This is a genomic window from Bacillus sp. FAU20, from assembly GCF_056033865.1.
Window position 1 is genome coordinate 1 of sequence record NZ_JBVYHY010000013.1, and the last position, 15,680, is coordinate 15,680.

Consider the following 15,680-nt stretch of genomic DNA (forward strand, 5'->3'; position numbering starts at 1 on the left):
GTATCAAAGCGGTATATAACCACCACTGCCCATGTATCAAAGTGACGGTTTTCGCATTTATCGTGAAACGCTTTCGCGTTTTTCGTGCGCCGCTGATCGATATTAAAACGTTGATTGAGTCCTTCTAGACTCATAGAAATGCCTGTGTTAGCTTCTAATCGACTACATAATTGTGCCAATGAAGTATGAGCTATATTTTGGCTTAACCAAACACAAAGGGCTACTAAATCTTGTGCACGATATTTACTTTTTCGTCGAACAAATCCTATCTCTCTAGCTATCTGCTCTAGGGTATTTGGTGACATAAGCCGTTGTAATTCTTCGGAAAATAATCGTAGTTTATCAGAAACCGAAACGTTCATATAACAACTCCATCCTTTCTGTATATTTCTACAAAAATGATATTACACCGCTACTAAAGATGTATGGAATTTTAATACTTTTATTGGATTCAATATTATTTTTTAATTGATATATTAATATTCAAGAACAGAAAGTAAGGGAGAAAATCAAATGATTAAAGGGCTGTATGAAGCACATTTACCAGTTAGTAATTTAAAATCGTCAATAAAATTTTACGAAAATCTTGGTTTGGAGTTCAACCATAGTGTAGAGGATAAAATAGCTTTTCTATGGATTGAAAAAGACAAAAGTTGGTTAGGATTATGGGAAACCGATAAAGTAGAACTTGAATATCATCCATCTATAAGACATATAGCATTTCAAGTCACTTTGGATGATTTGAAGAATTCGGTGAAATGGCTTAAAGACAAAGGGTATGAACCGAGGGAAGCATTTGGATTTGATCCACATGAACCCTTTGTAATGGCTCATAACGATTATGCCCATGCTAAAATTCATTTTAATGACCCAGATGGAAATAGTTTAGAACTTATTTGTAAGCTTGAAAATCCACATAAGATTACAAAAAGAATGTATTTGAGTGAGTGGGAAAAGTATTTGGAGAATAAAGATTTATCATAATAAGTGAGAAGGAGAGTAAGTATGCACTTTCGTCTGGAACTATTTGTCGAAGATTTGCAAAAATCTATTAGGTTTTATGAGGAAATCCTTGGTCTGGCATTCTCAAAAAAGAATGAGACTGGTGCGATGGTTAAACTAGAGGATTTTGCTTTATTACTAACTCCTGATTATATTCTTAATGAAAATCATTATTTAAAAAAGGGAGGTCTTAATCCAAAAGGTAAGGGTGTTGAGGTTATCATAGTTTTTGATAATATCGAACAATTATACCAACATGTATTAGAAAAAAATTATCCAGTAGAATCTAACCTTAAAACTCAATCTTGGGGAATGAAGGATTTCCGTATTGTAGACCCTGATGGTTATTATTTAAGGTTAACTTCATATTGAATTTTGTCCTATTCGAAGTGATTACAAACCAACATTTAGATTTAAGTATGGTGCTACTCCATTAAAAAATAGTAAAAGCCGGAAAGTATTTTTATACTCCCCGGCCTTAATATAAAAAGATTAAGAATTTGAAACCTTATTTGCTAAGCAAAATTTTCTCAAGTTCATCTAACATTTTGTTAGCTGCAATTACACCACCAGCGGTATTCCAAACTGCATCACTAACTTCATGTGCATTTCCATTTTTAACAGCATTTAGATTTTTCCAAAGAGGATCGCTTGTCATTTCTTTTGCTTTATCTAAAGCTTTTTGATCATTTTCTGGAGCATATGTAAAGTAAAAAAGAACATCTCCATCCATCTTAGGAATCATTTCTTTTCCTACATCTATAGCTAGGTTGCCAAATTTACTGTTAGCAGTAAAAAGCTCTTTTTGCTGTTTCACACGTTTAAAGCCTAATTGATCAAAAATAACTCCTGAAAAAGAATCTGTGTAATAAATACGAGAGGCTCCAGCCATGAAACGGACAACAGAAACTTCTTGATTTACTTTATCACCTAATTTTTGTTTTACAGCTTCTAGGTGTGCATCAAATTTACTTAATACTTTGTTGCCTTCTTCTTCACGATTTAAAGCTTTTGCATATAATTTAAAGTTTTCCTTCCAATCACCTCCTAGTGTATCTGAAAATACTGTTGGAGCAATTGCGCTTAATTTATCGTACACCTTTTCTTGGCGTACCTTATTACCAATAATTAAATCAGGTTTCAAAGATGCAATTTTCTCTAAGTTGACTTCATGTTCAACCCCTACAACTTCCACGGCTTTCATATCGCTTTTAATATGATCGTACCATGGATCTCCTAGCCAAGATTTCACAGCACCAACAGGCTTTACTCCCATGGATAAAATGGCTTCTGTTCCTTCGTTAGTTAAAACAACAACGCGTTTAGGATTTTTTGTGATCTTTGTTTCACCCATAGCATGTTTAACTGTATAACCTTGTTCTGTGTTTGATTTTGACTCTGTTTTTTCTTTTGACACTTCATTGCTACCACAAGCAGCTATGAACACTAAGAAAAGAGCCGACAATAAAGTAAGTGTCGTCTTTAAATATGTACGCATAGTAAGTCCCCCGATAAGTTCAATAATGATTTTCATTATTAATAATGCTTTATAGATTAATAAACTGTCAATGGTATTTTGTCAGATGTTTAGAACATACATTAAAATATCTGACAAAAAATAAGAAACCCAGCTAGAGGGGGTCTCGTCCATCGCCATCAAGTTAAGAAATACATTCTTCCCCAAAACAAAAAAATGAGCTGAATTCTTATAAATAACTGTAGAAATATAAAATTTTCGTTTTGGGGTATTTGCTTTTCTTAGGTTGATGGTGATGAGGTATCGCCAACATTTTAGAAAAAACACGCTAAGCAAAAATATTAATAAGCTGTCCATATGGACAGCTTATTTACATAATTTTCGTTATTAGAAGTAAAATTCAACTCGAAAATAGCTAATTTTTTGATTTTGTTACAATATTCCAAATACAACTTTTTTAAGGGGATTTGGGGTGCTTAACTTTTAATAAAAAAGAAGATGTTAGAAATCATAATTTTAGCATTATGAGCTTTTTCTTTTAATTATCTTGCATTAGGGGTCTCGCCACACATCCATCAACTTAAGGGATATTTTCAAACAAAATGTGGTTTTTTCATGTAATTTTTTATTATCTTTTGTAGTTTTTATAAAAGTAGGCATATCAAATAAACCCTGACGGGTTTCAATTTTTTACTATGCTACCTGATGATTAGAAGTGGTATACTCATAAACAACACCCAAAATATCAAAGACTGTCTTTTTCTCGTACCGATGAGATTTTCGTCCGTTATGCTGTAGGAGGTTAAACAGACGAAGGAGAACCTTTGATAATTCTTGGGTGTTTTTGTGTAATGCTTGGTAAAAAAGTGAAAAATAATCCTTAATTATATACATCGCTTTATATTCACTTAGTTCTTTCTGTTTTTTACGTAATAGGAGTTCTCGCATTTTAAACATAGTAGAAGAACATAATAGAATACTAATGAGTTGCCCATAAAGATGACATTCTAATCGCTCTTGTTTAATAGATTTACAACGATGAATTTGAAACCAAGATTTCCATATTTTAAATAACAGCTCAATTTGCCAACGTAATGAATATAGGTCATAGATTTTCTCTTTTGGTACCCATTCCGTAGGAATGTTTGTCATATATACCCTGATACCTTGTAAAAGCTTCGTGCGCTCTGTATATGTAATCCCTTTTTTCTTTTCACGAATAGCTCGGTCACGTAAGCGTTTCCGTTTTTGCTCCTCGGTACATCTATAAACTACAATACGAGTAGGCAGTTTGTCTTTACTCCCTACATATACATCTTGTAATTCATAAACTTGGCCAGGTTTTAATTGTTTCATAATGTCTTCCAAATGAATTTGTATATATACTGGTTTCAATTGAGGAGGTTTTGTTTTAAATACGACTGTTTCGAACTCTTTTCTATATATTTTAGTCGGTAACTTAAGACGGGATAAATAATACCCCTGCTTGTCTTGAATAGACTTAAAGTCTTGTAGACGAAAATATCCTAAGTCACGGATATACAGCTCATTCTTTTGTATCATGTCTGTTCGAGTCGCACCATACGCCTGATCACTTCGTTTTCCTGGTTCAATTTTCACATCAGAAAACTCTCCACTCAACAAGTCATACTCTAGTTGAATTTTCACACCAGCTTTATGACTACATCCTCCGGCACCAGGATACATAGCTGCGAATCGATCTGGAACTTGAAAGGTTGTAGAATCAAGGATGCGGATACGCTCAAAGTAGGAAGAAAGAGAATGAGAAATCTTAGATACGCCTCCAATCTTAGCTTGTAGAAGTGTAGTAAATACAGTACGAAAAAAGGTTACAGAAGCCGAGTTAAATCGCCGATTAAGTCCTTCCGGACTTAATAAAACTCCTGTTGAAGTTTCTAATTGACTACATAGTTGAGTAAGAGAGGTAGTAGCGACTTGTTGATTTAACCATACACACAAAGATAAAAAATGATGCCCATGGCACTTCCGTTTTCGTTTCATCCCGCCTGCTTCTATAGCTAATTGATTAAGTGTAGCGGGAGACATATATCGATATAACTCTTCAGCGAATAAAGATAATTCTTGTTTTTGATTCACCTTCATAAAAAGCACGTCACCCTTTCTTATTCACATAAGAAAATAGTAACGTGCTTTTAACTTCAAAAATAGTCTAAAACCTTAAGTGACAAAGAACATCATCCTTTCTAAAGAGGTTACCTAGACAAAGATAAGAATATAAAAGAATTGATAAGATATGTTAGAATATTATAAAAAATATAAAAGATAAATAATAGAAGTAAATAAAAAGAATATATGAACACTAGAGAACAAATAATTCACTCTTATTTCACATGCAATTTAGGGGTGAACTATTTGTCCCGACATTTTTAGGCATGAAATGTCGGTTATTATTATCTATTATGTATTAAAGTAAATATTTGAAAGGGAGTAAACTTATGGATTGGCTAGAAAGAATGAATAATGCATTGAACTACATTGAGAATAGTTTGGATGAAGAAATAGATTACAAGGAAATTGCAAAAGCAGCTAATTGCTCTGAGTTTCATTTTTCAAGAAATGTTTTCTTCAATTTCAGGTGTATCGCTTTCAGAATATATTAGACGAAGACGTTTAACACTTTCAGCATTTGAAATTCAGAAAAAAGTGATATTCGGATCATCGATGTAGCGATTAAATACGGTTACGTTTCTTCCGATGCTTTCTCACGTGCTTTTAAAAAAATGCATGGAATAACCCCTTCTAATGCTCGTAATAAAGGAGTGCAGTTAAAAGCCTTTCCGAAAATTTCCTTCCAAATTTCTATTAAAGGAGGTAACGTGATGGATTATAGAATTGAAAACCTCGATTTTGAGTTAAGAATTGTGGGAAAGAGTAAACCCGTAAAAACAAGCAGCGCATTTAAAAAAATTCCTACACTTTGGAACACTGCGAAAAAGGACGGATTTATGCAAGAATTAATAGATATGTCATGGGAAAATCCAAAATGCACACTCGAAAGCCTTTTGGGGGTTTGTGGAAAAGAAGCTGCCATAACAGATGAAGAGTTTTCCTACTTTATGGGTGTAAGATATGATGGAGAAGTATCATCTGATATGGAAACATTAATTATTCCTGCGAGTACATGGGCAGTTTTTCCGAACATAGTGGATGCATGGAAACGCTTATATTCTGAGTGGGTCCCAACCTCTGAATATGAACTTGCAAATTTACCATGCATAGAATGTTATTACGGTCCGAAACATAAACCTAGACATGAACTGTGGGTCCCTGTTATACCGAAATAAAATACAAATTCAATAAAGAAGAGGCTTTTTATATTTTGAGTAACCAAATCATGACCTGAAAATTTACTTTTCCGTTGTACAAAAGCTAGTTTTCTAGCAAGCTCTTCTGAAGAGTAAGATATCTATGTAAATAATTAGAGTTTACTTTGAATCAGAAGATTCATAAAAAAAGGCATCCTGTCTAATTTAACTTCTTTAGAGAGGATGCCTTTTTTTACAATTGGGAGAAAGTTAATTATTCTTAAGTTGATGGATGTGGGGTCTCGCCACATGCCCATCACGCTAAGGTTTTTAATTCCCCCCAACGAAAATTTTATGCATCGTTATCGGAAGTTATTCTAATACGATAGAATCTCCAACATTCACTTTTCCTGGTTTTATAACTGATGCATAGACTCCAAAATGATTATTTCTTTTTTGTACAACAGTTTTTATGAGAGTTTTTTCCAATGTTAATGTGTTAGGATCAATAGTAATAATCATGCAGCGTTCACAGTGTCTTACTATTTTTAGTTCTACTTCTCCTATACGTATGCATTTTCCAAACCATGTATCTTCTGCAAAAGGAATATTTTCATATAATGAGAATATCAAGTTTGGACGAAATCTCCTATGGTTCACATCTTGTCCCCACATAGTGCTCATTTCTTGTAATGACGTATCAGTCACAATTAATATATGTTCTTCTTCAATTGCACCTAGAGGTACTTGCTGGGGTGAGTATTGTATATCTTTAATTTTACGCTCTGATTTTTGTTCTAATTCTGTAAGTAACTCTTGATCTCCCCACTTGTATATTTTTCCTTCAGGAGAAACGATTTTGATTGGTGGATATGTATCCAAAGATTCTTCTCCTATAAAACTCGCCGTATAACCAATCATTTCAGGAAGTTGTGTTGCGGTTAAATACTTTCCTGGTCTTGTTTCATCTAAAAAAGCATGGCTTCTATCTCCATATAAACCATAGGATGCAATGTAAGTTTGTTGAACATTTTCTCCGCGAAATGATTTTATTGGATGTCTTACAATTTCTTTTAGTTCTCCAATTATCATATCCCTACCCCTTTTTTATATAATTTTATACTTTAATTATATAATCAATTGGAAGTAGTTACCTTATGAATATCGTATACATGCTTGGTTAACATAACTTCTCATTATCGGTAGCAAAGAGAAAGATGTCCTCATACTCTCACAAGGAATTCTTCTTTTTCTATGACTCTATGCATCTTTTTATACATTCCTATTATGGCGCGGTTTTAGGTTTCTCGTTTGTTACTGTTTTAGCCAAAAAACGGTATAAAATCTTACATACTCTTAGCGTGTTTAAATCAATAGTAGAGACAACCAATCCATTATATCTTCTTTATTTTCTTTTGAAGGAACATTATAAAAATCGTCTAACTTAAAGGTATCATTGCTGTATTGAACAATAAGATTAGATAAAACAGATAGTATAGTTCTCACCTATTTCATAAGTGTATTTTTCCAGAAAATAAAAAAAGCAGCTAGCAAAAGCTAACTGCTCCGTGAATAAGAAGAACACAATGGTCATTCGTATTCAACCTTGGTGTAATAATATTATTAACATATTAGGGGTGTTTATTCAATAAAAGAGTAGTTAGCATAAACTAACTACTCGGTAACCAATTTGTTCTAAAACAGGTTTGTTATATTTTTGACAAGATTTAAAAAAGTATACAACTGCATTGATGAGAATTTCATTTTGTAATATCAGGAAAAATAAAAAGAGCAGTTATCTATATTAACTGCTCTAACAAACACTGCAACAAGGGATGCCTTTTTGGAAAAACACCTTGAACTTAGTATTAAAGGAATATTGGTTTTTATTCGAGAAATTGTAAATTTAATTTACTTGTAAAAACGATATAAATAGCAGCTAAGCAAAAGTTAATTGGGAGTAATATATTATTATGGGGAATTGTATGCTAAGGACTACAAATCTTTATCATTACAGCGTTTTTTGATGTTTAATATATGTTCAGAAAGTGAAAAATAAGTTTAATTGACTTTGATTTGTTTACACACTTTTTGAATACAATTATTTTTGGAAAACGTTTATATTATTGAGTTTTATCCTCTGTTCATAAACATAAGGTTTTCTGGATAAATGCTTCTTTACGTACAATAGCTGATTAAAATATCTCCAAATTATGTCTAAACGTACAATTTTATTTTTTGATATAGTGGGCCAAATAGATTTTATTTTCACATAATCAATCTTATTTAAAGTTATAAGTTATTGAGATCTTAGTTTGTATCTTTCAAAATTTGATACCTCATTAAAATTCGAGAATATATATAAATAATAAAGATGGCTACAAAATAGCTTATATATGTCCAAAATATATTCCAACCATTAAAATATATTATCCTTCCTAAATGCAAAAGGATTCCTTCTAAACCAGTGAGAAATAGGGTGAATATGAAAAAAAGGATAAAAGTATGAAATATCTCTTTTACTATAAAATAAATAAAAAAACAAACTGTGATAGGATACAGTCCTATATTTAACGGTAATGCAGATAAAGCAACATTTCTAAAAACAGGTTTGAATTGCCAAAAATAATTAGAACCCCAGTCATTTATTAAAAAAGCTACAGCTATTCCTATTGGTGCAATCAATATAATGATTTTGGGTTCCCTTTTATATAACCATAAACCTAAAAACCAAGGTATAATAAACCCTAAAATAATATTCCATAATATTTTAAATCACCCTCTCATAATTTCTACATAAGTTTCCCATTATTTTGCTCCTTCATACTGTTTTGCAAGTTTATAAAGTGAAAAGCCTAGTAAATATTAGGTTTTTTGTTTAACTCATTTATGTTCAATATAATAAATCTCAAAGTAAAACATCTATTCAAAAGTTACCATTCTAAACGTTTTTCTGAAATCCAACGTATAAACCTTTAATATAAGTTTTTTAGTAATTGAATAATTTTTTAAAAGTTATTTCATATATTTTATTAAGAGATGAAGTATTCAAAATTGTATTCGCAGGGTTAATTGTAAGGAAAACAAAGGGAGTGAAGGAACCATGATACATCGATATGAAATAGAATTTTCAGTAGTGTATGGTGGCAAAGTATCAAACTTACAATCTACAATCATCCCAGCAAGCTCTTTAGAAGAAGCAAATGAAAAATTACAGTCAGAAGAAGTAAGGCGACGATTAGGTACATGTCGCGTGAAAATTGATACTGCAAGTTTATGTAGTTCAAAGGATAGTCGATATATAATTGAACCAAAATAAAGAAAAAGTCTTGTGATAAACAAGACTTTTTTCTTTTTCGTTTAAACATTTAAAACAGAGATTTCCATTCATTAAACACGAAAAATAAATGAAGTTTATAATAAATACACACTGTTAAATCCCTATAAAATTATTCAATCTCTTATGTATGTTGAAATAAGAGATTGTTTGCATGTGTATCACTCCTTTTTGTACAATGAAAGAAACACATATTATGAGATGGGGAGAGGAAAACCCATGACCAACCAACAATTAGTGAATTTACGCATTGATTTTGCTTTTAAACAATTATTTGGTACAAGTGGCAATGAGGATATTCTAATTGCGTTTTTAAATGCAATGTTACAAGGTTCTTTAGAATCTCCTATTGTTTCTTTGCAATTAGAAGACCCACACTTGCATCGAGAACATGAAGAGGATAAATTATCGATTTTAGATATTTCCGCAACATTAGATACAGGAGCCAAGGTAAATGTGGAAATACAGTTAAATAATAATCATGATATGATTAAGAGAAGTTTATATTATTGGGGAAGGCTTTACACTTCCCAACTTCAAAAAGGAATGCCATATAGTTCTCTCCATAAAACAATTACGATTAATTTGTTAAATTTCGTTATGTTTTCTGAATACGAGGCATTCCATACAACAGGAACTCTATGGAATCAACAACAACAGAAGGTATTAAGTGATGACATAGAAATTCATATTGTAGAGATTCCAAAACTCATGCAACAGTGGCGTAATGAACAAGTAAATCCCTGGGAAGATTCGTTTGTTCGTTGGTTATTACTACTACCAGCGAATGAAGATGAACACTTAACCCAGACATTGGAGGATATTGCGATGAACCAAGACCCTATTTTACAAAAAGCAATGGATAAATGGGAACGTATGAGTCAAGATTCTTCTTTCCGACAAGCATATGAAGCAAGGGAGAAAACGTTGATGGATGAAGCCGCAAAGTTTGCTCATGCAGAGCAACAAGGGATTAAAAAAGGAATGGAAAAAGGGATGGAAAAGGGAATAGAAGAAGGGAAAATGCAACTTATTCGTGGTATGCACAAAAATGGAATGCCAATAGAAGATATTGCAAGGTTTACAAATTTACGTATTGAAGAAATACAAGAAATTTTACAATCATAAATCAATTAACAAATAACACCAACGGATATATCTGTAGGTGTTATTTGTTGATTATTACCATTATTTTTTAAGTGTATATTTCCAACCTACATTTGGTTCATTAATATGATAACCAGCGTTTCTACCTGCCTATATATTAAACTTCGTGATGCTTCCAAAATACGAAGCACTTCACACGACAGGAATCCTATGGAATCAACAACAACAGAAGGTATTAAGTGATGACATAGAAATTCATATTGTAGAGATCCCAAAACTCATGCAACAGTGGCGTAATGAACAAGTAAATCCCTGGGAAGATTCCTTTGTTCGTTGGTTATTACTACTACCAGCGAATGAAGATGAACACTTAACCCAAACATTGGAGGATATTGCGATGAACCAAGACCCTATTTTACAAAAAGCAATGAATAAATGGGAACGTATGAGTCAAGATTCTTCTTTCCGACAGGCATATGAAGCAAGGGAGAAAACGTTGATGGATGAAGCTGCAAAGTTTGCTCATGCTCGTAATGAAGGGAAAAAAGAAGGTATTCAAGAGGGCATCCAAGAAGGAGTTCAACAAGGGAAAATTCAAATGATTAAAGGTATGCATGAACTGGGTATACCAATTGAAACGATTGCAAAAGCAAGTAAATTAAGTATAGAAGAAGTTGAACATATTTTGAGAGAAAATTCATAATAAACAACTGAGAAAACAGATTGAATTTTTCAATCTGTTTTCTTAGTTGTTGTAATTTATTAGTTTATTCGTTGATTATTATTCCTACCAGTGAATGAAGATGAACACTTAACCCAAACATTGGAGGATATTGCGATGAACCAAGACCCTGTTTTACAAAAAGCAATGAATAAATGGGAACGTATGAATCAAGATTCTTCTTTCCGACGAGCATATGAAGCAAAGGAAAAATCCCTTATAGATGAGGCCGATAAGTTCGCTCATGCAGAGAACTGTCATTGCAGCATTTACATCTTTTATAATGAGTATTAATTTTCTTTAAATTTTATAGTGGCAACTACTTGAGCATGATCAGATTGTGTTTTATTTTCAATATCATCACATTTTAAATGCCTGTCAAACACCTTATATTCACTTACTCGACCAATGTATTCTTTATTTTTCTCATTAAGTGAATTAGATACAAAAATAAAGTCTAATACATTTCCTAATTTTCCGTAATAATGTGTAGGCAATCTTTTTTGTCCGCTTTGATTTGGAGCTAAGTCAAAAGCATCATAAAGTTTATAATCGTAGACAATTGGTTGTTCCTCTTTAGGGATTGGTTTATCTCCTATTTTTGAAAGTTTTTCTCTATTTGTTAATGCTTCTATAGGAATAGAGTGTTCATCATCATTTAAATCGCCAAGTAAGATAATTGGAAGTTCTTTATTATTGTGTAGAGTTTCTGATATTTCATGATATAAGATTGCTGCTTCCGTCCCCCGTTGTAGTAAAGATGCTACATGTCCCATTGAACGTGCACGTAAAGTTTCTAGTATTTGATTATCCCATGTTTCACTAGGATTATAAACGATATCTTTCATGGCTGTTTTTTTTGATTTTAAATGTGAAACATAACAAACGATATCCCTAGAGCTATCAATACGTATCGTAGCTTTTATAGGAATTCGACTGAATTTGAAAGTTTTTCCTAAGGGGATTTCTTCGGTAGTGGAATCGGGAACTTTAACTGGACTAACTGAGAGTATTGGATATTTTGAAGCTACAGCAACTACGGGTTTTATAAATACTAATGGTTCATTAATATCTGTAACAGGAGATTCTACTGTTGTAAAATGAGTAAATCCTATTTCCTCAACTAAGTTTTTCAAAGCATTTGTACTGAATACTTCTTGGAAACCAATAACATCGCAATTCATGTCTGATATTTGTTTTTTTATCCATTCTTTTTTCATTAACCACTCATCAGCTGAATAACAGCTATTCGTCTCATACCATGCGAAAGGAGGTTCAACAAATTGATATAAGTTAAATGTCCCACAGCGAATTTGCATAAGCTTTCACCTTCTTTAGTTATGTAATTTGTAATACTGACATGTGTATAACAGCAAGCATATTCCGTAATAAAGGGGATGTTAATAGTATGGAAAATCTCTAATATTTTTTATTGATATCATTATCCTTAAATTACTCATGTTTGCTGAAAAATAAACTCGGAATTTTATACAATTTGTATATGTATAATTCATTCAATAAGAATCCCCTAGTATAAAATTATTTGAACTAAGAGAACTTAAAAGGAATCAAAATTTTAGATAACCAGCTATTTTTATGTCCGAAAGCATTTCGATTTCGAGTCGGACCAATCAATGCTATGAACATAGCATTAACTGAAGAAATTCTTTTAAAAATTGTTCTAACCATTCAATATACAGAAACCCAACGATACACGACATGAACGGAGCATTACACGAGAGTTAGTAGCTAAGCGAATTCCTCAAGAAAGTTGATGATGACACAGTAACTTCATGATGTAAATCAAAATCACTATGGATAACTTACTACACCTAGTTTAGAAAGGAGACCATATCTAATGCCTATAATCAAAATAGCTAGTTTCAATATTGAATGGATGAATGATTGGTTTACAAATGGTTCAGGGCAAGTCGCTTTTAAACCAACATTTACAAGAGATGGGCATACAAGCAATACTCATGAAACCGCGAGTCGTGTAGCAGATACTATACGGGAAATCGATCCAGATATACTAGCAATACAAGAGGGCCCAAGCCGTCCTGAAGAAATGGCTCTCTTTATACAAAACTATCTCTCAAATAATGGGGAATCAATTTATAAATTTATTCTAGGGGATTCAGGACGACAACAAAAGCTTGCAATACTTTATAAACCTAATGCAGTTGATTCTTTAATGTTAGCTCCACATCTAGAAATTGAGAATTTAATTGATCCATGGCTAGCAGATATCGATGGTGATGAATTGCTCGAGTTATATGAGTTCACTCGCTTACCACTCGTAATAAATACTCAAATTGGTGGTCATCACTTACAACTTATAGTACTTCATACAAAATCAAATTTTGTAAACCTCGGAAAAGAAATGTGGGAGAATTTAGCTACTCGCCAAAATTATGTACATGAAGCTCTTAGGAACCGTAGAAGAAATTCAGCCGAGGCAATGCGAGTAAGACAGTATGTTGACAGAATGTTGCATGCTGATTTAACAAAAAATATTATCATTCTTGGAGATCTTAATGATGGACCAGGTATGGATTATTTTGAAAGAAATTATTTAACGCATAATACTGTTGATGTTATGGTAGGATCTACATTTGAACCTGAGTTTATTTTTCATCATGCACAGCATGATGAAAATCCTGAAGATCGCTATACTGCTGTATTTGATGATTTTGTAACAGGAGAAGCTAATAGTCATCTTCTTCTAGACCATATATTGCTTTCACCAGGTCTTTCAACTGATAGTGGGCTTCGAAGAGTTCAAAATTCGGGAAAGATACATCATGCTGAGTATAATAATCACACAGTAAACAATGGAAACTTTCGTGAAAATCGGCCAAGTGACCACAGACCAGTAAGTATCCTCCTTGAATATTAGGACTTAAACATGTCATCGTTACTTAGAAAAGAACAGTAGCTTCAATATCAATAAGAGGGCAATCATCTAATGAATAAATTTACAGAAGATTATTCGGTTAAGAATATTCCAATGAAGTTTAAATGGTATATAGGAGATTAGTTTGAACTGTTTGAGAAACAAATCGCTCTTATACACTGCGAGGTTTAAAAGCACCAAATTAATTTATCTCTAAAAATAGAAAGAGGTAGTTTATCATGAAAATTAATGCTAACTCAGATTTACCACCTATTTTGTATGCAGAAGCTTCTGTGCATTCCATTGGTGGTGAATCGATATTTACTACAACTAAAAGTATTACAAGTAAAACAGTTGAGCAGTTTTACTCTAAAGACAACATGATTCATAAATCTGTAGAAAAATTAAAAGCGAATGGATTCCAAGTACTGCATGTGGGACAAACATCTATTTCAATCGCAGCTTCTCCTAAAGTTTTTGAAAATGTTTTTCATACTAAAATTGTTATGAAGGAACTTGAAGTACAGGGTGTACCAGGGAAAACATCAACAACAATTCTTGATTCAACAAACTCAAACATACAGGGGTTAATTGATACAAGTAATAGTGAGTTCGCGGATGTTTTAGAAGGAATCGCAATTAGCGAAAAAGCTTTTTTACATTCTCCTGCTAGTGCAGCCTTAGAAGATACTTCAGTAAATACACCGGGTCGATTAGCTCCTAATCCACCCCAAAAAGATTATTATCATTTAAAGCCACCTGAAGATTTAGCTAAGCTTCTTTTAGCAGAGCGAGCACACCAAAAAGGAATAACAGGAAAAGGCATAAAGATTGTAATGGTCGATACTGGTTTCTTTAGACATCCCTTTTTCACTAAAAGACAATATCATATAAATCCAGTTATTCTTGGACCTGAGACGACAGATCCAATTCATGATGAAAGAGGTCATGGAACGGGCGAAGCTGCTAATGTATTTTCATTAGCACCGGATATAGATTTTACAATGATAAAAATGAACAAATTTAATACAACAGGTGCTTTTGAATTAGCAGTAGCACAAAATCCTGATATTATTACCTGTAGCTGGGGACTAAATACCCCACCAAATCAATTGACAGCTTCCCAATTAACATTAGCAGCAGCAATAGCCAATGCAGTCCATAAAGGTATTACTGTTGTATTTGCAAGCGGTAATGGAGGCGAACCTTTTCCTGGAATGCATCCAGATGTTATCTCTGTAGGAGGAGTTTTTGTTGATAGAAATAGATCTATGGAGGCAACTGAATTTGTGAGTGGTTATAAAAGCACAACTAAACCATATGAGAACCGTCTAGTTCCTGATATATGTGGTCTGTCTGGCCTTCCTCCTATGGCAAATTATATAATGCTTCCAGTAGAACCAGGAGATTGGTTTGATGAATTCGCTTCTGCCTCTGGACAGAAACATCCTAATGGTGATGAGACTTCACCAATTGATGGATGGGCAGCTTTTAGTGGCACTTCAGCTGCTGCACCACAAATAGCTGGTGTATGTGCATTATTAAAACAAGCGAATAGCCGACTTAGTCATTTCCAAATACGGGATATATTAAAAAAGACTGCAAGAGATGTAACAAAAGGTCAGTCGCAACAAAAGAATCCTGCTCATCAAGGTCCCGATCTTGCAACAGGGTTTGGTCTAGTTGATGCTTCTAGAGCAGTTGATGAAGCAATTAATATGCTATAAAGATGAAGAAACTCTTCCTATCTAGGAAGAGTTTCTTCATCTTTATAATCGCTTCATCATTGAACTACCATAGTCACTTACCAATAATCGGAATTTACCTCTAATTATTCCATCATCAACTTTAAC

General features: G+C 33.0%; 11 protein-coding genes and 4 pseudogenes. 9 read left to right on the forward strand and 6 right to left on the reverse strand.

The features are described 5' to 3' along the window. Positions 1 to 362, reverse strand: a pseudogene (locus AC0OM3_RS11230) (hypothetical protein); the annotation flags it as partial. A gap of 151 nt (positions 363 to 513) precedes the next feature. On the opposite strand from AC0OM3_RS11230, the gene AC0OM3_RS11235 reads away from it, so the two are divergent. Beyond that, the gene (locus tag AC0OM3_RS11235; RefSeq protein WP_474211816.1) at positions 514 to 984 is read left to right on the forward strand and encodes a VOC family protein; all 471 of its coding nucleotides are present in this window, start codon (positions 514 to 516) and stop codon (positions 982 to 984) included. Between the two features lie 21 nt (positions 985 to 1,005). Next, positions 1,006 to 1,374, forward strand: coding sequence for a VOC family protein (locus AC0OM3_RS11240; RefSeq protein WP_210627110.1), 369 nt, complete (start codon positions 1,006 to 1,008; stop codon positions 1,372 to 1,374). Between the two features lie 136 nt (positions 1,375 to 1,510). Here the strand turns inward: AC0OM3_RS11240 and AC0OM3_RS11245 are convergent, their stop codons facing one another. Together AC0OM3_RS11245 and AC0OM3_RS11250 are read right to left on the reverse strand one after the other, a co-directional pair. Continuing rightward, positions 1,511 to 2,500, reverse strand: coding sequence for an ABC transporter substrate-binding protein (locus AC0OM3_RS11245; RefSeq protein WP_210627109.1), 990 nt, complete (start codon positions 2,498 to 2,500; stop codon positions 1,511 to 1,513). A 672-nt stretch (positions 2,501 to 3,172) separates the two neighbouring features. Then, on the reverse strand, positions 3,173 to 4,603 hold the full coding sequence (locus AC0OM3_RS11250; protein ID WP_474211819.1) for an IS4 family transposase: 1,431 nt from the start codon (positions 4,601 to 4,603) through the stop codon (positions 3,173 to 3,175). A gap of 353 nt (positions 4,604 to 4,956) precedes the next feature. On the opposite strand from AC0OM3_RS11250, the pseudogene AC0OM3_RS11255 reads away from it, so the two are divergent. After that, positions 4,957 to 5,805 (forward strand): annotated as a pseudogene (locus AC0OM3_RS11255) (AraC family transcriptional regulator). Positions 5,806 to 6,138: 333 nt separating this feature from the next. Here AC0OM3_RS11255 and AC0OM3_RS11260 read toward each other — a convergent pair. Both AC0OM3_RS11260 and AC0OM3_RS11265 read right to left on the reverse strand, forming a co-directional pair. Continuing rightward, entirely contained in the window at positions 6,139 to 6,858 is a 720-nt protein-coding gene (locus AC0OM3_RS11260) for an MOSC domain-containing protein (RefSeq protein ID WP_463713933.1), read from the reverse strand. A 1,218-nt stretch (positions 6,859 to 8,076) separates the two neighbouring features. Then, positions 8,077 to 8,451: a CBO0543 family protein gene (locus tag AC0OM3_RS11265; protein WP_474211821.1), complete on the reverse strand. Its 375-nt coding sequence runs from the start codon at positions 8,449 to 8,451 to the stop codon at positions 8,077 to 8,079. 418 nt (positions 8,452 to 8,869) lie between these two features. Between AC0OM3_RS11265 and AC0OM3_RS11270 the strand changes: the two genes are divergently transcribed. The 4 genes and pseudogenes from AC0OM3_RS11270 to AC0OM3_RS11285 all read left to right on the forward strand — a co-directional run. After that, positions 8,870 to 9,085, forward strand: a complete 216-nt coding sequence (locus tag AC0OM3_RS11270) for a hypothetical protein (protein WP_474211823.1) — start codon at positions 8,870 to 8,872, stop codon at positions 9,083 to 9,085. A gap of 237 nt (positions 9,086 to 9,322) precedes the next feature. Further along, complete coding sequence (locus AC0OM3_RS11275; protein WP_463713930.1) at positions 9,323 to 10,231, forward strand: Rpn family recombination-promoting nuclease/putative transposase; 909 nt, start codon at positions 9,323 to 9,325, stop codon at positions 10,229 to 10,231. A gap of 133 nt (positions 10,232 to 10,364) precedes the next feature. Next, a pseudogene (locus AC0OM3_RS11280) lies at positions 10,365 to 10,913 on the forward strand (Rpn family recombination-promoting nuclease/putative transposase); the annotation flags it as partial. A 75-nt stretch (positions 10,914 to 10,988) separates the two neighbouring features. Next, positions 10,989 to 11,183 (forward strand): annotated as a pseudogene (locus AC0OM3_RS11285) (Rpn family recombination-promoting nuclease/putative transposase); the annotation flags it as partial. 38 nt (positions 11,184 to 11,221) lie between these two features. Here the strand turns inward: AC0OM3_RS11285 and AC0OM3_RS11290 are convergent. Then, positions 11,222 to 12,250 (reverse strand): endonuclease/exonuclease/phosphatase family protein, encoded by a 1,029-nt coding sequence (locus AC0OM3_RS11290; RefSeq protein WP_474211824.1) that lies wholly within the window; start codon positions 12,248 to 12,250, stop codon positions 11,222 to 11,224. 539 nt (positions 12,251 to 12,789) lie between these two features. On the opposite strand from AC0OM3_RS11290, the gene AC0OM3_RS11295 reads away from it, so the two are divergent. Together AC0OM3_RS11295 and AC0OM3_RS11300 are read left to right on the forward strand one after the other, a co-directional pair. Beyond that, the gene (locus tag AC0OM3_RS11295; RefSeq protein WP_474211825.1) at positions 12,790 to 13,830 is read left to right on the forward strand and encodes an endonuclease/exonuclease/phosphatase family protein; all 1,041 of its coding nucleotides are present in this window, start codon (positions 12,790 to 12,792) and stop codon (positions 13,828 to 13,830) included. Positions 13,831 to 14,066: 236 nt separating this feature from the next. Continuing rightward, complete coding sequence (locus tag AC0OM3_RS11300) at positions 14,067 to 15,554, forward strand: S8 family serine peptidase (protein WP_474211827.1); 1,488 nt, start codon at positions 14,067 to 14,069, stop codon at positions 15,552 to 15,554. Positions 15,555 to 15,680: the final 126 nt, after the last annotated feature.